Below are 17013 nucleotides of genomic sequence, written 5' to 3' on the forward strand. Positions count from 1 at the left end.
ACATGTACCAAAATGGAAAGGAAAAGCGGGAGAGAAACTGGTAAAACGTATACTAAGTAAATTAGATCCAAAAAGTTACTTTGTGTTACATAATGTGACGGTTTATACGGAGTTCGGTGATACAACGAAAATTGACCATATTGTTATCGCTGAAACTGGTGTATTTGTTATAGAGACAAAAAACTACGAGGGCTGGATCTATGGAAATGAGAAGTCTGCAAGATGGACACAGGGTATTTTTAGAAAAAAATCCTCTTTTCAAAATCCATTTAGACAAAACTATAAACATATAAAAGCAATCGAATGGGTAATGGAACAACAGCTGCCGTCCATCTCTATTGCAGCGTTCCATCCAAAATGCAGTCTAAAAAGAGTACATGTTCAATCTAAAGATAAACATGTCTTATATTATAACGACTTAAAAAGTTGTATTGAATCATATACTGAGGTGCAACTAACAAATGATGAGGTCCAGCATATCTACCAAACAATATTGCGAGCGAACATTATCGATAAGGATATTGAAAAGAAACATGTGAAGTATTTACACAATAAGTTCGCTAAACAATAAGAAATGGAGAAAAACACATGATATATGTAATAGGTTTTTTGGTAATTTGCGTAGTAACTATTCGTCTTAACATGAAGTATTATAAGTTAAAAGGAAATCCAAAAGACTTTGTGATAAAAAAGAATGAATAATAAAATATTTTGGAAATATAAGATGTATTTTTGGTTGTCTGATGGAGTAAATATTATCCGTGATGATATAAATTAAATTGAGTGAGAATATAAAAAGTGTTATAATTAAAGTAAGTTAATATAATGATATTACATTGCAAAAGGACACACCTACGCAGACCACTGCCATAGGTGTGTCCTTTTTTAATGAAATATTATTTGAAGAAGCAATGTATAAGTGATTCTAATTATACATTTTGAATTTTGTAGAAATTGAGGTATAACCTTTAAGCCCAAAAAGGTTATATATTGGGAGGACTGAGTTGTGCAAGGAGTTAAAAAGTGGATTAAGGATTGGGTAGTGGATAATATACGTTGGATAATGATAACTGTACTTTGTATAGAAATCATAGGTCTAATAGTATTAAAGGCCAGTTGGTGGTGGCAAGTGTACCGGGATATAAGTGACTTGTTCCAATAACCAATCCAACATTCTTTGATTTCTTATTATGAAGGGTTTTGAAGCCTACATAATAAGAAAGTAGGGTTTAATCAAATTTGCATTTTGTATAGAAAGGTGTGGAAATATGGAAGCAAAAGATAAATTAGAAAATATTATTTGGCACATTAAAACAAATAGATTGGTTTTGGGTGAAGAAAGAACATTAAATGATGTATTAAAAGCGCTAGAAAACATGGTAGAGGAAAACTAGACAATAGGGTTATATAAATAACGTGTTATAATAGAAATAATCCAATACTAATAAACATATTGCAAAAGGACACACCTACGCATAACCATAGCGTAGGTGTGTCCCTTTTTGCTTAAGGAGGAAAAATTTATGGGGAAAACGTTGTTTATTGCAGAAAAACCAAAAGTGGCCAATGAAATTATGAAATCACTTTGATTCTAACTTTTAAATGGAACAGACACCCTAAGATACCTGTTTACCCTGTAACAAATATAAATACATAGTACATGAGAAATAATAGAGATAGACTTGCAATTCTGCCAGCAATCGACTCTTTCATAAATTTCATAAGTATAACTTTGACAATTAATGCTAGGAATAACGGTATAAATAGTACCATGGCAAGTTTGATTGCTATGTCATTCATAACTGGACTTAATGGCTCGAAATTAATTATGATATACACCTCATTTACTTATAATTACTATATATTTATAATATAATTTATATTACTTTGTCCATAAGAAAAGACACTCATTTGAGTGCCTTTTCTTCGACTTGATAACCACTTTAAATTTAATAAGATGTATACGAGCTACCATCCAAATATAATCATATCATATTTTCTGAGAAATGAAAGCGGATTCTTTGACTTGCTTAATTACTTTGTCCATTACTTCTTTATATTTTTTAAATTGGGCATCTTCCATGTCACCATTCATTTGTAAAAGAAAATTACCCTTTGCGTAAGTATGAGAGAATAACATTTGATTACCGTTACCTAAATCGTCATAGTACTTTTTCGCTTGTTCAAGATCCTCTTTGTTTTTAAACTTAAATATTCTACCGCCACTATCTTCTCCTAGTGCTGTAACAAGAATACGTTTCGCTTCTTTTCTAGTATTCCCAAATTCTTTTTCCGGTAGATCACTAGGCTGTTCTGCTTCAAGCCCTGCAGCCTTAAATTCTTCAATTACTTTTCCTACTGTAACATTGCTATTCACTGATTTTATGCTATCACAGGATGCTAAACCAAATAATAGAAAAGTATCAATAAGAAATACTGATAATTTTTTAACATATCTATGCATTCCTCCTACTGTAGATAAATCCATCGATATCATAACAAAATGTTAATTTGTAAAATATTATATATTGTCAAATGGATGTTTATATGGCATTTTTTTTCGAATTAGAAGAATGTCCTTACATTTATGATAAATAATCGTCTTTTTTTAATATTAAAACATTAGTTCAGTTACGAGTGGGACATGGTACTACATTTTGGTTTATATGTTTCTGCAGCGCAAATAAGGATAAAAGCTAAAAAGAAACGTACTCTTTTGCTTAGTATATTTTTTAATAAAAAGGTTATATTGATGTAATGATTAATATAACGGTGAGGTGAAATATTTGAGTACAGTTGTAAAAGTAATGAAATACCAAATAATTTGTCCTGTAAATATAGAGTGGAAGGCGTTTGAAACGTATTTACGTACACTATCGTATCAAGTTAGGACAATTGGAAATCGAACTATACAAAAACTTTGGGATTTTGACAATCAGTCGTTGAATCATTTTAGAGAAAATGGTGTATATCCGAGTGCCCAACAATTATATGGATGTACCCAAAAAACGATAAGCGGATATATCTATGATCAGTTAAAAGAGGAATATCAGGATATGAATAAAGCTAATATGTCCACAACTCTACAAAAGACGATTAAGACTTGGAATAGTAGAAAAAAAGAAATTCGAAGTGGTGAAATGTCCATTCCTTCTTTTCGAAACAATTTACCAATCGATATCCATGGGAACTCTATACAGATAACAAAAGAAAAAAGTGGGGATTATATCGCAAGCTTATCTCTATTTTCATCAAACTTCATAATAGAAAATAATTTGCCTAACGGTAAAATACAGGTGAAATTATCAACGAGAAAACAAAATAGTATGAAGGTCATTTTAGATAGAATAATTGAAAATACATATGCTAAAGGTGCTTGCATGCTTCATAAGCACAAAAATAAATGGTATTTGTCTATTATTTATAAGCCGACTGTAAAGGAAGAACATAAATTTGAAGAAGATTTAGTCATGGGTATTGATATGGGGAAAATAAACGTACTTTATTTTGCTTTTAATAAAGGATGGATAAGAGGGGCAATTAGTGGAGAGGAAATTGAGGCTTTTCGGAAAAAAATTGAACATAGACGTATAAGTTTGTTGCGTCAAGGTAAATATTGTAGTGGAAACAGGGTGGGGAAAGGGCGAGAAAAGCGAATTAAACCCATTGATGTATTGAATAATAAAATAGCTAAGTTTAGAAATGCAACGAATCATAAATACGCAAATTATATAGTACAACAGTGTCTGAAATATAATTGTGGCACTATACAGTTAGAGAATTTACAAGGAATAAGCAAGGAACAAACATTCTTGAAAAATTGGACGTATTTTGATTTGCAGGAGAAAATCAAGCAGCAAGCTCATCAATACGGTATGAAAGTAGTTACAATTGATCCCTCATATACAAGTAAACGTTGTAGTGAATGTGGGTATATCCATAAAAATAATCGGAAAAGTCAATCTACTTTTGAGTGTCAGCAATGTAATCTAAAAGTACATGCAGACTATAATGCGGCAAAAAATATATCTATATACAATATTGAAAAAGTGATACAAAAACAGTTGAAGTTACAGGAGAAGTTGAATTCTAAGAAGTTTACAGAACAGTATATAGAACAGGTAGAAAATATTAATTAGTTTAGAATTGTTATATGAAATAATTTGGTGGATTTCCACACCATAAATGGAGAAGTGACACACGGTAAATGTACCAAGTGTAAACGCTCCATAAGGTAGTATCGAATGTTTAAAAACATTGATACGTAGGCGTTATGAATGCCTTGAAGGGTGTAACACAAAGACCGTTGCACAATACATAAATTTGCTGGTAAAAAGGCAGGATATTATTGATTTACAAGGGATATTCGCAATCTTTATTGTTACATATCCCAATGTTCTTGGGAGTTTAAACCAAACAATAGATGTATTGAAATCAAGATACTAAAACTTTGCTTGTAGTCCCTATTTTAGTTTAAACCAAACAATAGATGTATTGAAATACTAAATCCACAGCTGGTAAAGATTCGATTAAAATTGTTTAAACCAAACAATAGATGTATTGAAATTCGTAGTTATGACGCTTATTCACGTCACTTAGGCTTGTGTTTAAACCAAACAATAGATGTATTGAAATTGGGGAGAGTGCGCGAAAGGACATTTGAACTGATAAAAAAACTTGGATGAAAGATTGTAAATCCTAAAATGTTTGGTGGATTTCCACACCATAAATGGAGAAGTAATACATGGTAAATTTACCAAGTGTAAACGCTCCATAAGGTAGTATCGAATGTTAAAAAACATTGATACATAGGCATTCTGAATGCTTTGAAGGGTGTAACACAAAGACCGTTACACAATACATAAATTTGCTGGTAAAAAAGAAGGATATTGTTGATATACAAGGGATTGTTGTAATAATCATTGTTAATCATCCATATATTATCGGGGTTTAAACATAACAATAGATGTATTGAAATTCTATAAGAGTAGGTGGAGATTGATATGGGCTTGAAGTTTAAACATAACAATAGATGTATTGAAATTTTACGCCTGCTGGCTTCGTTTCAACCTTAAATGGTTTAAACATAACAATAGATGTATTGAAATTCTGTAGCGTCAGTGCGTCCAGTAAGCACGTCTAAGTTTAAACATAACAATAGATGTATTGAAATAAAAATCAACGTTGTAGCTGATTTAGAAAAACAAGAGGTTTAAACATAACAATAGATGTATTGAAATGTGGCTAGGAGAGAAGCAAAAGCTCCTCCAGGAATTGTTTAAACCAAACAATAGATGTATTGAAATTCTTACGCCAAGTCGATAGACCGAAAAGCAGGGTTGTTTAAACCAAACAATAGAAGTTTAGGATTCCAGTGGTGTCTCATTTCTATGTGTATATAGATAAAGGCAATGTTATGATATAAGTAATCTAATATTAAAAAATCATATTGCAAAAGGACACACCTACGCATAACCATAGCGTAGGTGTGTCCTTTTTTTGTTTAAGGAGGAAAAAGTTATGGGGAAAACGTTATTTATTGCAGAAAAACCAAAAGTGGCCAATGAAATTATGAAATCGCCACGATTCCGTCACTCACAAAAGTACATTGGTAGCAAACCATATTATGGTTATTATGAAAATGAACATTATATTGTCAGTTGGTGCAGTGGGCATCTGCTGGAACTAAAAAATCCGGAAGAGATGGATCCAATGTATAAAGTGTTTAAATTAGAACATTTACCATTAATTTATCAGCCAGCTTATAAAGTGAAACAAGAAAATGATGAACAATTGCAAATCCTTGTTAAACTGCTGCAACGTCATGGTGTTGATCACGTGGTTAACATATGTGACGCGGATTTATCTCTATAAAATATAATTGCACGTAAATCCTAAAATACCTTTCATCCTTGATTTAACAATGATATCTAATCCTTTATACAATTGCACATAAAAAGAAGCACATAATTTTTCTTTAAATTATGTGCTTTTTATTTATTAAATGAAGTATTTTACATTTAAATATTATAAAATTAAACTGGATATAATAGGAATTATCGAGGAGGATTTTATGTATATTTCAGAGTTAACAATAAGCAATTTTAGATCGTTTAACAAAAAAACAACGTTAAATTTTAATGATGGAATTAATGTAATTATTGGACAAAATAATGCTGGTAAAACAACTGTAATAAAAGCATTAGATATCCTTTTTAACAATTCTTCTAGTAAGAGATTGAACATTAACGATTTTAATCGTAGTGCCTCGATTGAAGAACTAAAAGTATGCCCACCTAAAATATATATATCTGCTAAACTACAAGAATCTGAAAATGAAGGTGAATACTCAGATGAATTAGTGACAGTAGCTACCTGGTTAACAAGCCTTAATAAACCGTATGAAGCTACAATTACCTATGAATATTTCTTACCTGAAAAAGAAGTAGCTGAATATACAAATTTAATGAAAAAAATATCGACTGAAGATATTAATCACTATTGGAAAGCTATTGAACATAATTTCTTAAAAAAGTATGTTCATAGAGTATACGTTGGAAATCCTGAATTCAAAAATTCTGTGCAGAATGATGAAATAAATCGTTTTGATTTTCAATTTTTAACTGCAATTCGTGATGTCGAAAGAGATTTATTCAAAGGAAATAACAGTCTTTTAAGAGAAGTAATAGACTTTTTTATGGACTACGATATTAAAAGTAACAGTGAGTTAGAAAAAAAGGAAAAAATAGAACAAATTCAAAAGAAAAAAAGAGACTTTTCAGTTGAATCAAAGAAGATAATTGAATCAATTCAGCAACGTATGAGAAACGGTGAAGAACAAATTTTAAAGTATGTCAATAATACTGGGGCTGGAATTGATGAATCTAAACCTTCATTTGATGGAGAAATTTTGGACACCGAATTATATTCAGCATTAAGACTCATTGTCGAAAAAGAATCTGGAATTAAGCTACCTGCCATTAGCAATGGGCTAGGCTATAATAATTTAATTTATATCTCCCTTTTGCTATCAAAAATGCAAAAAGATGCTTCTGGAGAATATTTAGGGTCAAATGCTAAAGTGTTCTCCATATTAGCTATTGAGGAACCAGAAGCACATTTACATCCAAGTATGCAATATAAGTTTTTACAATTTCTAAAAGAAAATAAAGATTCAGATGTTAACCAAATATTTATTACTTCACATTCTCCAAATATAACTGCTGCAGTTGATTTAGAAGATATTTTAGTTATTCAAAAAATTAATGAAGAAATTAAAATAGCTTATCCAAGTAAAGTATTCAATGATTCAAACGAGGAAGATATCATATCTCGAAATTATGTGAAAAGATTTTTAGATGTAACAAAAGCAGATTTATTTTTTGCGCAAAATGTAATTCTAGTAGAGGGTATTGCTGAACAGCTTGTACTTCCTGAATTCGCAGCCTCAATGGATTTGAATTTAGCGGACAGCCATACCACAATATTGAATATTGGTGGAAGATATTTTAATCATTTCTTAAAATTATTTGATACTAACCGCTGCAAATTTGCCTTAACAAAAAAAGTAGCATGCATAACTGATTTAGATCCAGTTAGAAAACTAAAAGACGCTGCAGATGAGGATAGCAATTGGAAAAAGTGTCTTCCCATATTTTTGAACTTACAACCAGAAGACTATGAATATAAAAAAACTTCTAATTCACTCGTGGGGACATATAGCCATAGTGATTCAAAAATTAAAGTTTTTACCCAGACACACGGACAAAGCTCTACATTTGAATATGATTTGATTTTGAAGAATCCGAGTTGCGAAAAATTAGTAACCCCTTCAGTTTCTAATGCTCAAGAGATTAAAGAGTTAATGGACCTTGTTGCAAGAGATAAACCTATAAAGGAAATAGTTGCAAGAATAAGAAAGAATGCCTTTAAAGACGAGCTTTTAAACTTGCTTACTCTTGGATTGTTAAAAGATGAGTTAAGCGTAAAGAAAGGCATAATTGCTAGTCGATACCTATTATCTATCTCTAAAGGAGAAGCGGCTCAGGAGATTGCTTATGTCATAAGTACAGCTGAGCAGGGCTTAATTGAGCCACCAGATTATATAAGCGAGGCGATAAAATGGATTTGTCAGTAGCCACGGAATTAGAAAATAGTAACAGTATAATACCAATTGATGAGCATTTTAAATTATATGCTGGACCGGGTGCAGGAAAAACCACTTTTTTAACCAATCATATTAAAAGAATTCTACATCAATCAACTAAACTTGGAAAAGCAAAAAAAATTGCTTGTATTACTTATACAAATACTGCCGTTAATACTCTTGTCAATAAACTCGAAGATTCTATTGAATCATTAGAAATATGCACAATACATAGCTTCTGCTATAAGCACATTGTCAAACCATACATTTGGATTTTAGAAGATTCACCTTTACCTATTGATAAAATAGATGGGCATGAACAAATTAAACTACGGCACAGTCAAATCAATCAATTAAAAATTGAAATTGGACAAAATTATTTAAATGATGTGAAATTATGTGAGGCGCTAAATAAACTTCAATGGGTTTTAGATGATGAAATACCAACATTAAAATTTTTAAATGCTTATGATGGTAAGATAGAAGGTTATTTCCTAAAAAAAAGTGCTTATTATAAATATAAACAATTATATTGGTCCGAAGGAAAATTAAGTCATGATGATGTCCTTTATTTTGCGTATAAAATTTTACAAGAAAACATACGAATAATAGATATTATTAGAGCTAAATTCCCCTATATTTTAATTGATGAGTTTCAAGACACTAGTCCATTACAAACAGCCATTATTGAATTAATTGGGCAAAAAGAAGTTAATATAGGAGTAATAGGTGACTTATGCCAATCAATTTATTCTTTTCAAGGGGCAAACGTAGAATCATTTGAGATGTTTTCAATTGAAAATATGAAATTATATATTTTAAAGGATAATCATAGATCAAGTAACGAGATTATAAATGTACTTAATCATATGCGTAAAAATAAAGACTTTGAGCAATCCTCTCCCACTCATAAATCTGGTAACCTTCCTACTATACTGGTAGGATCTAAGAAAAGTGCTTATCATTACTTGAATGATAAATCAATAAATCCAGTTGTACTATCATATAAAAGTGAAAACTCAAAGTCCGTTGAATATGAAACAGATTTAATTGAAGATATGGATTTCAATATTATTCTTCAAGATTCAAATAATGAAAGAGGCTGGAGAATTTTTCATATAATCCAATCTATCGAATTAGCTAAACAGTTTCAATTAAAAGAGGCTTTAAGATTAATGAAAATTGCTTATCGAAAAGATGAGCCTTTTACTGATAAAGAGGCTTTTGTTAACTTAAAAAGATTTTTAAATATGTACAATGAATTTGAAACCAAAAGCATTACTTACTTCCACAACGAGTTAATTGTAGGGCAATACAATGTTAAGGGACGTATTTCCAGAGGAGCAGCAAAAACATTATATGATGGTTTAACTTATAGAAAAGTTGCCCTCCAAATGAAAATTTTAGATGACTTAAGTGATTTTAAAACAATCCACCAATCTAAAGGAGATGAATTTGAAAATATTTTAGTAATAATTCCTCCCCAAAAACAAGGAACAGAGCTAAACTTTCTGCTTTCACCTAATATGAATATAGAAGTGCATAGAGTTTATTATGTTGCATTAAGTAGGGCAATCTCGGGACTCTATATTAATGTTGAGAGCTTAAAAGAACAAGAAAAAGCAGCACTCATAGAAATTGGTTTTGAAGTAATACAGGTAGACCAATCAAATGAATTAAATATTACTACTAAGGAGCTAGTTAAATCCTTATAAGTCCTAGATATTTTAACTAAGAATAAAATTTAAAAGCATATTTATGAAATATCAGCAGTCCCTGGTTTTATTTGTAAAATAAAACCAGGGACTTTAATGCTATAAAATACAATCAATTTAGTACGCAGAGGAATTTGTATATTTTTTCCTAGAATAATAAATCTTATATAATTTAAATATAGAACCCGTTTGAATTAAATAGATGCATCTTGACTCTATATTAAATATCTTGTAATCAAACTAGTTTATAGTTAATAGGAGAAGTAAGGTAAGTGATAATGATGGAAGATGTACTTTTGGAAAAGAGGGACTTAATAAGTGAGGTAATCTTTGGGGTATATGGAAATTACCGATAAAATTAATTTTTCAATAGGTGCAGTTATCAAATATTTAAACGAAGAAGGAGATACTCTATATATAATGCTTAAATCTGTAACAGATTTTCCTTCGATGTGTAAATTTACAATTTCTTTTTTTTAATGATCATCACTTTTTTGATGACTATAGTCGGTCGATTGAAATGTCATGAGAATCCCAAAAGCTTTCGGTGAAGAGCATAAAAAAAGGCTGATTTTTCTCAAGAACTATTAGTTCTTTAATGTGATATAGATAGAACTTATATTAGATTACTTGAGTGTACTCAAAGACAATTAAGCATATCTGCCGTATTCGTCATATGTAAGGTATTAAATATTGCTCCACATGAATTAATTAAAGAAGTGGAAGAACCTATAAATTCCTAATAATGAATCTGTCTAAAGAAACAATCTAACATTCTGGTTATTTAATGCTTCTTTTTGTTTTTTGGTATAAGATATATTATATAAAGACCATCCGTATATCTAATTAATTAGATGAAGAATTTCCACCAAGGACTTACAACATTTTAAAAGTATTTTAAGGAGTGAGGGAATTATTTTGAAAATCTATGTCCCAGCAGTTCAAAAATGTATTTTAAAAGAAACAGGTTGTAAAAATTCTATATACCACCTTCTTGAAAACGAAAAGGAGATTACTGGTGAAATTATCAGAATTGAAAAGCACTTTTTTAATTTTAAATGTGGAGAAGATTTATATTGCTTTACAACTGACAAAAAGAAGAGCGATTTGTCCGCTACATATGTATTACTAATTGAGAAAATAACAATTGAACAGAACATAAATGTTAATGAAATTGTGATAAAGCATTGGCTTAAGCACCCTTTACTATCTAGAAATTTTACTAATGAAGAAATTTTAAATAGCTGGAGTAGAGCATTCAATTTTATTGAGGAAAATATAGAGACAGATGAGAAGGGGCTACGTAGACCACAAATTGGTGCTCTATATTCTATTTTAAGCCATTTAAAAGTTCCAAATAATGTGGCTACAGTGGTGATGCCTACTGGTACTGGAAAAACCGAAACGATGCTTTCAACATTAATAGCAGCTAAGTGTGAGAAGTTATTAATCACTGTTCCAAGTGATGCTTTAAGAACGCAAGTCGCTAATAAATTTCTTAAATTGGGCTTGCTCAAAGAATTTGGGATTGTTAATTCAAGTGCGCTATTCCCAAAGGTGGGACTGATTTTTGAGAAGTTTCCTTCTGCAGAATCTTTTGAAGGATTTCTAGAAAACTCTAATGTAGTTGTTACTACCATGAATATTTTATCTCGGATGGATAAAGGTAACAGAGCTTTACTCTCAAAATATTGTTCCAATGTATTTATAGATGAAGCACATCATGTAAGAGCAACTTCATGGGAAGATGTTAGAAAGACATTTGATGATAGTAAGGTAATTCAGTTTACTGCTACTCCATTCAGAAATGATGGTAAAAACTTAGATGGTAAAATTATATTTAATTATCCCTTAGAAGAAGCACAAAAAGAAGGATATTTTACTGAGATAGAGTTTATACCTGTTAAAGAGTATGATGGTCACAAGGTAGATAGGGTAGTTGCAGCAACCGCCATTGAAAGACTAATTAAGGATAGGGATGATAATGATTTCCCTCACATTCTAATGGCTCGATGCTCTAATAAAAATAGAGCACTACAAGTTTTCAAAATATATCAAGAGCTAACAGAAAACACGAATCTTATCCCTGTTTTAATATATTCAGGAATTGAAAATCAAAAAAATATTTATCAAGAAATTATAAACAAGAAATATAACATTATTGTATGTGTGGATATGTTAGGAGAAGGATTTGATTTACCAGAATTAAAAGTTGCAGCACTTCATGATATAAGGAAGAGCTTACCAATAACATTACAATTTATTGGGAGATTTACTCGTACTAAACATGATGAAAGTTTAGGTAAAGCTGCATTTATTGCTAATATTGCTGAATTAGAAGTAACAGGTGTTCTTGAAGATTTATATAGTAATGACGCAAACTGGAATAATTTGATTAGCAACATAAGTTCCACTAGTGTTGAATCCGAAATAGAATACAAAGATTTTTTAGAGGGATTTAAGAATATAACTCAATCTAACTTTGCATTCAAAAATATACATCCCAAATTAAGCACAGTCGTATACAAAGGTAAAAGCATGTTTTGGTCACCTTTAGTATTAAAAGAATACTTTACAAAAAACACTAATTATGAATATGTGTTTTTTGATATAAACCAAAATGAAAATATGGTTGTTATTGCTTATGCAAAGAAAAATTCCTTGGATTGGTTAAACGATAAAAACACATTTAATTTATCATGGACATTGATAATTTTAATTTGGGATTCTGAAAAAAAATTACTATACATTAACAGTTCGGATAATTCTAGCCTATATAAAGAATTAGCAACTCAAGTAATAGATCAACCCATACTAATTAACGGAATGGAAGTCTTTAAGTCACTTTATAATATTAACAGATTAAAACTTCAAAATGTTGGTATGAAACTTTTCTTAGCAAAAGATATCAGATATCGTATGAGCGTAGGTAGTGACCTTAGTGAAGCTATCCCCTTAATGGAAAAACAGCGAAGCCAAAAATCATATGTGGTTGGGACTGGATTTGAAAATGGAGAACCAGTTAATATAGGCTGCTCGTACAAGGGAAGAATTTGGACTAAGTTACAAGGGAATTTGATGAATTTAAAAAAATGGTGTACTAATGTTGGGGATAAATTATCAAATTATTCAATTGATCCTAATCAAGTATTAGTTGAATGTCTAGTTCCCACAAGAATATGCCAGCTTCCTAATGAAGTCCCAATAGGCATTGATTGGGATTACGAAGTGTATATGGAAAATGAGACCAAATTCCGTTTTAAGGTTGGACATATAGAAAAAAACTTAAGTGCAGTAGAATTAAATATTAAAAACTTTGAAATTAGGGGTTATTTAGAAATAGAGTTAAAAATTGACGAGATATGTATACCTATTAAATTTACAGTTTTTAATGATCTTTCTCATGGTTACGAAGAAGGTTTACCCAACTATAAATTTGAAGTCTTGAGCGAAGACAAAGTACTCGTGGAATTCGGTTCTAAAAGGATGCCACTTATTGACTTTCTAGATTACTATACACCTACTATTTGGTTTGCAGATGGATCTTCTTTAACTGGGAATGATCATATTATTCTAAAACATCATATTAATTTATATAATAGGGAATTATTGATGCCATTTGATTGGACTGGTACTGATATTTCGAAAGAATCTCAGCATGTCAATCCAAAAATTGAAGATTCTATACAATATAGAATGATTCAATATTTAAAAGAAAAAGATTATAGCGTTATTTATGATGATGACGGCAGTGGTGAAATAGCCGATATTGTTACAATTAAAGAAACTGAAGATGAATTAAAAATACAACTATACCATTTAAAATACGCTAAAAACGGAAGAGTTTCCGAATCTATAGCAAATCTTTATGAAGTGTGTGGACAAGCACAAAAGTCTACACAGTGGAAATATAAATCTGGAAAAGAATTTTTCAGTCATTTACTAAGAAGACATACCAAAACCTATTCGGGTCAACAATGTAGCCGATTAGAAAAAGGTAATCTAGAATTATTGGCAACGCTACAAGATAAAGCAAAAAAGAAAATTCCGATGTCTTATGAGATTTTTATTGTTCAGCCAAGTATTTCAAAGAAAAGTGTGCGAGATGATATTTTAACTTTATTAGGAGTTACAGAAAACTTTATTAAAGAGACAACAGGTATAGAGTTAAAAGTTATTTGTAGTTATTAAAATACGTAGGAGTCTTACTCTAGCGTTTCGTAAGACTCCTAATATTATTTATAAATTTAATCTAGCTATCTTCCAAATCTAAATTGAATAACTCATTAAGTTTTTCTATTTTTTTATCGTTTACATCAATAGTATTTGAAATTGCTGATTCATTTTGCAAAACCTTATTAGGGTTATTTAATTCTAAAACTTGTGAAGCCTGATTTGGTAAAGTAATAATTGCTGCCTTCACATTAGCTTGTCTTAATTTTTCTGATTGTCCGTATAAATGAGGAAAATAACTTTCAGCAACAATTTGATTATACAGTGTTTCGTAGTGAGTTCTCTGGACAGTTACTTTAGATAGCTGTTGTTTCAATTGCTGAATTTCTAACTGCAGTTTTGGTACAGATTCTTCAAGTGTTGCTAATTTTTTAAATCGAAAAAAAAAGGAAAATCGTTTGGTGCAAAATTAACATATGACTCCGCACAGAAGAGAATCACTTTTGTGTATGAAAAAAAGAAATAATATTATTAAATCTTAAATTTCATATATAAAATTAATAAGAACTATGATATGATGAAAGTAACAAAATAATCTAAATCTATCTTGCAAAAGGACACACCTACGCATACATATGCCGTAGGTGTGTCCTTTTTTTGATATTTATTCATATAAAGGAGATGTTGATATGTTTCAGCGCTTTGCAGGTGGAGTGGTAACACTATCTATACCTTCATCAATTGAAGACAAGTTCCGGAAATATAGAAAAATGAACAATATGAAAGAGATAGAAACAATATGGTCAGGTCAAGATTCAGCTGGTTCTTTGTTAGATAGTGAAATATTACGCAATATACGAAAAAAGTTAGAAATGGGTAAATTGCAATTGCTCAGTAGAGAGAAAGTTGAGATATTGCAACTCATAAATACTATCTTACTGCTTTCGCAATCGATAAAAGTAGAGTATTGGAATATAGGATATTTTTGTATGGTATCTGCTGATGAAGAACGGTTGCATAAGGAAGAGAAGACAACGATTTTAGAAATGCTTATCAACTACGAAGGGGTATTATATCCTACATTATCTGAAGAATATAGGTATCAGGAACTCACTGCACTTGAGTATTATACAGAGAAAGAGCAAATGGAATACGAAAATTTTATAACTAATTATTGGAAAGTAAAATACGTAGGAAAAATGGAGATGGGTAATCTATGAAAATCAAAGTAGAGTGCTTATTATGATTAAGTTTTTAATAAAAGTAAGTATAGTTCCTTCCTGCATTGTGATGTTAACAGCATGTAGCAGTACCGCACAAACAAATGATTCGAGACCTGTACAAACCGTACAAAAAGGAATACAACAGCATGCAGAAGGGAAAAGTATTGTCGATATTCCAGAAGCGTATAAGGATAAATTAAAAGGCTTAGAGACCGTAAAAGGGAAGGTATTACATATAAAAGACGGCGATACGATAGACGTGAACGTAAAGGGGCAGAAACAGACGGTTAGGTTACTGTTATTGGATACCCCGGAATCCGTATCACAAAAGATTCCACCACAAAAGATGGGAAAGGAAGCCTCTTCCTTTTTAAAGAAACAGCTAGAAGGGAAAAGTGTAACCTTGGTTTATGATCGGGGACCAAAAGAAGACAAATACGGCAGGAAATTGGCATATGTATTTTGCGATGGAATACACATCAACGAATTAATGGTCAAGTCAGGTTATGGCATTGTAGCTTATATCTCAAAGCCAAACACTACGCTGTTTCCACAAATGCTAGAAGCAGAGAAAGAAGCCAGGGCATCAAGAATTGGCGTGTGGAGCATAAAAGGTTTTGTAGATGAAAAGCAACGACATTATAACCGTAATGATGCAGCCTAATAAAAAAATGGAGGTTTCATGATTGAACGAGAACAAAAGAAATATGCTCTTATCCTTTATCATTTCAATTTTATTTATTTTCGTGAGCCTATTGCCATTTAGTAATAACGAATATGTGTATGTTATCTCCAAAATTGGTGCTGTAGCTGGAGTAATAAATATTGTCATGATGAGCGTATTCTTATACTTTCAAAGAAAAAAAACGAGACATCTCTTGAATTAATACGGAAAGAGCGCTTGTTTTCCTTACTCGTATACAAAAGAAAAGGGTAAGGAAAACCGAAAGGAGAATATTTTAGATGAGTCAAATACCAGGGTTCTTGAAGTTTGTTTTAGCAAAGGAAAGAAGATATGTATATTTGGCTGTAGCAGAAAAGAAAAACAAAAAAGTACATACACACATGGTATATGGATTTGGTCCGCTTGAAAAAGCATTAGAAACCATGTACGAAATGCGTGATGATTTTGAAAATCTTTTTCCTCTAGAATTAAAAGAGAGGGGATACGACTGGGAAGATATTAATAATTGGATACTTTCTATTGAAACAGGGTACTCGAAACACGGAAATAAACTAGTCATATATTAGCAAATGTTTTGCATTAAAAAAACAGGTGAGGCGAAAATAAGATGTCGATCATTCAAAAGTATCACATTGCAATTGCTTGGACGATAGCTACTAGTGCAATGCTCATAAGTTTGATTTTTAGTGAATGGATGAAGTTGCCTCCATGTGATTTGTGCTGGTATCAAAGAATGGCCATGTATCCGTTAGTATTAATATTGGGGATAGGAATGTATAGAAGAGATCCGAACGTCAGCACGTATGCATTCCCATTTGCGTGTATCGGCTCAATGTTATCTGTATATCAAATTACAATTCAAACGTTTCCAGCTAGTGAACTGAAGATATGTACAGTAGGTGTTTCTTGTACAGAAGATCATTTGAATTTGTTTGGTTTCATCTCGATTCCTATGCTATCTTTTGTTGGGTTTTTAGCCATCATAATACTTCTATATATTAAATCTGATAGGGAGACAAAAGAACAAACAACATAGTGGTTATGAAAAATGTATTCAAGCAAACAAAACAT

The 17013-nt window shown here is 31.0% G+C and carries 14 protein-coding genes, 1 pseudogene and 1 CRISPR repeat array; of the genes and pseudogenes, 12 read left to right on the plus strand and 3 right to left on the minus strand.

Annotated elements, in window-relative coordinates; translation table 11 throughout:
* Positions 1 to 571, plus strand: a 571-nt coding sequence (locus CO726_RS25005) for a nuclease-related domain-containing protein (RefSeq protein WP_099686042.1), incomplete at its 5' end; no start/stop codon positions are given.
* 697 nt (positions 572 to 1268) lie between these two features.
* Positions 1269 to 1394: a hypothetical protein gene (locus CO726_RS32880; RefSeq protein ID WP_281259855.1), complete on the plus strand. Its 126-nt coding sequence runs from the start codon at positions 1269 to 1271 to the stop codon at positions 1392 to 1394.
* A gap of 235 nt (positions 1395 to 1629) precedes the next feature.
* On the opposite strand, the gene CO726_RS32610 is transcribed toward CO726_RS32880, so the two are convergent.
* On the minus strand, positions 1630 to 1839 hold the full coding sequence (locus CO726_RS32610) for a hypothetical protein (protein ID WP_099686043.1): 210 nt from the start codon (positions 1837 to 1839) through the stop codon (positions 1630 to 1632).
* 151 nt (positions 1840 to 1990) lie between these two features.
* Positions 1991 to 2464: a stress protein gene (locus tag CO726_RS25015; RefSeq protein WP_099686044.1), complete on the minus strand. Its 474-nt coding sequence runs from the start codon at positions 2462 to 2464 to the stop codon at positions 1991 to 1993.
* Between the two features lie 322 nt (positions 2465 to 2786).
* Here CO726_RS25015 and CO726_RS25020 point away from each other — a divergent pair, with 322 nt between their 5' ends.
* The 5 genes and pseudogenes from CO726_RS25020 (at position 2787) to CO726_RS25045 (ending at position 14052) form a co-directional block, all read left to right on the plus strand.
* Complete coding sequence (locus CO726_RS25020; protein WP_169513082.1) at positions 2787 to 4139, plus strand: RNA-guided endonuclease InsQ/TnpB family protein; 1353 nt, start codon at positions 2787 to 2789, stop codon at positions 4137 to 4139.
* Between the two features lie 809 nt (positions 4140 to 4948).
* Positions 4949 to 5306: a CRISPR direct-repeat array (repeat unit 30 nt; unit sequence GTTTAAACATAACAATAGATGTATTGAAAT).
* A 214-nt stretch (positions 5307 to 5520) separates the two neighbouring features.
* Positions 5521 to 5862: pseudogene (locus CO726_RS25025) on the plus strand (toprim domain-containing protein); the annotation flags it as partial.
* A gap of 211 nt (positions 5863 to 6073) precedes the next feature.
* A complete protein-coding gene (locus CO726_RS25030; protein WP_099686046.1) occupies positions 6074 to 8137 on the plus strand; it encodes an ATP-dependent nuclease in 2064 nt (687 codons plus the stop codon).
* The gene (locus tag CO726_RS25035) at positions 8122 to 9861 is read left to right on the plus strand and encodes an ATP-dependent helicase (RefSeq protein ID WP_097796864.1); all 1740 of its coding nucleotides are present in this window, start codon (positions 8122 to 8124) and stop codon (positions 9859 to 9861) included. The genes CO726_RS25030 and CO726_RS25035 overlap by 16 nt, the downstream gene beginning before the upstream one ends.
* 918 nt (positions 9862 to 10779) lie before the next feature.
* The gene (locus tag CO726_RS25045; protein ID WP_099686047.1) at positions 10780 to 14052 is read left to right on the plus strand and encodes a DEAD/DEAH box helicase; all 3273 of its coding nucleotides are present in this window, start codon (positions 10780 to 10782) and stop codon (positions 14050 to 14052) included.
* Between the two features lie 61 nt (positions 14053 to 14113).
* On the opposite strand, the gene CO726_RS25050 is transcribed toward CO726_RS25045, so the two are convergent.
* The gene (locus CO726_RS25050) at positions 14114 to 14410 is read right to left on the minus strand and encodes a hypothetical protein (protein ID WP_245916749.1); all 297 of its coding nucleotides are present in this window, start codon (positions 14408 to 14410) and stop codon (positions 14114 to 14116) included.
* A 313-nt stretch (positions 14411 to 14723) separates the two neighbouring features.
* Between CO726_RS25050 and CO726_RS25060 the strand changes: the two genes are divergently transcribed.
* From CO726_RS25060 to CO726_RS25080, 5 genes are all read left to right on the plus strand, one after another.
* On the plus strand, positions 14724 to 15254 hold the full coding sequence (locus CO726_RS25060) for a hypothetical protein (RefSeq protein WP_099686048.1): 531 nt from the start codon (positions 14724 to 14726) through the stop codon (positions 15252 to 15254).
* A 22-nt stretch (positions 15255 to 15276) separates the two neighbouring features.
* A complete protein-coding gene (locus CO726_RS25065) occupies positions 15277 to 15921 on the plus strand; it encodes a thermonuclease family protein (protein WP_099686049.1) in 645 nt (214 codons plus the stop codon).
* Between the two features lie 22 nt (positions 15922 to 15943).
* The gene (locus tag CO726_RS25070; protein WP_099686050.1) at positions 15944 to 16144 is read left to right on the plus strand and encodes a hypothetical protein; all 201 of its coding nucleotides are present in this window, start codon (positions 15944 to 15946) and stop codon (positions 16142 to 16144) included.
* A 76-nt stretch (positions 16145 to 16220) separates the two neighbouring features.
* A complete protein-coding gene (locus CO726_RS25075; RefSeq protein ID WP_099686051.1) occupies positions 16221 to 16508 on the plus strand; it encodes a hypothetical protein in 288 nt (95 codons plus the stop codon).
* Between the two features lie 41 nt (positions 16509 to 16549).
* Positions 16550 to 16978 carry a disulfide oxidoreductase gene (locus CO726_RS25080; protein ID WP_099686052.1) on the plus strand — a complete coding sequence of 143 codons (429 nt, stop codon included), beginning with the start codon at positions 16550 to 16552 and terminating at the stop codon, positions 16976 to 16978.
* The last annotated feature ends 35 nt before the right edge of the window (positions 16979 to 17013 follow it).

Source organism: Bacillus fungorum (assembly GCF_002746455.1).
GTDB classification, from domain to species: domain Bacteria; phylum Bacillota; class Bacilli; order Bacillales; family Bacillaceae_G; genus Bacillus_A; species Bacillus_A fungorum.

What these genes read in the sequence shown, in the direction of transcription:
- CO726_RS32880 (WP_281259855.1), top strand. Translation starts at nt 1,269, where the DNA reads ATGGAAGCAAAAGATAAATTAGAAAATATTATTTGGCACATTAAAACA.
- CO726_RS25015 (WP_099686044.1), bottom strand. Translation starts at nt 2,464, where the DNA reads ATGCATAGATATGTTAAAAAATTATCAGTATTTCTTATTGATACTTTT.
- CO726_RS25030 (WP_099686046.1), top strand. Translation starts at nt 6,074, where the DNA reads ATGTATATTTCAGAGTTAACAATAAGCAATTTTAGATCGTTTAACAAA.
- CO726_RS25035 (WP_097796864.1), top strand. Translation starts at nt 8,122, where the DNA reads ATGGATTTGTCAGTAGCCACGGAATTAGAAAATAGTAACAGTATAATA.
- CO726_RS25060 (WP_099686048.1), top strand. Translation starts at nt 14,724, where the DNA reads ATGTTTCAGCGCTTTGCAGGTGGAGTGGTAACACTATCTATACCTTCA.
- CO726_RS25065 (WP_099686049.1), top strand. Translation starts at nt 15,277, where the DNA reads ATGATTAAGTTTTTAATAAAAGTAAGTATAGTTCCTTCCTGCATTGTG.
- CO726_RS25075 (WP_099686051.1), top strand. Translation starts at nt 16,221, where the DNA reads ATGAGTCAAATACCAGGGTTCTTGAAGTTTGTTTTAGCAAAGGAAAGA.
- CO726_RS25080 (WP_099686052.1), top strand. Translation starts at nt 16,550, where the DNA reads ATGTCGATCATTCAAAAGTATCACATTGCAATTGCTTGGACGATAGCT.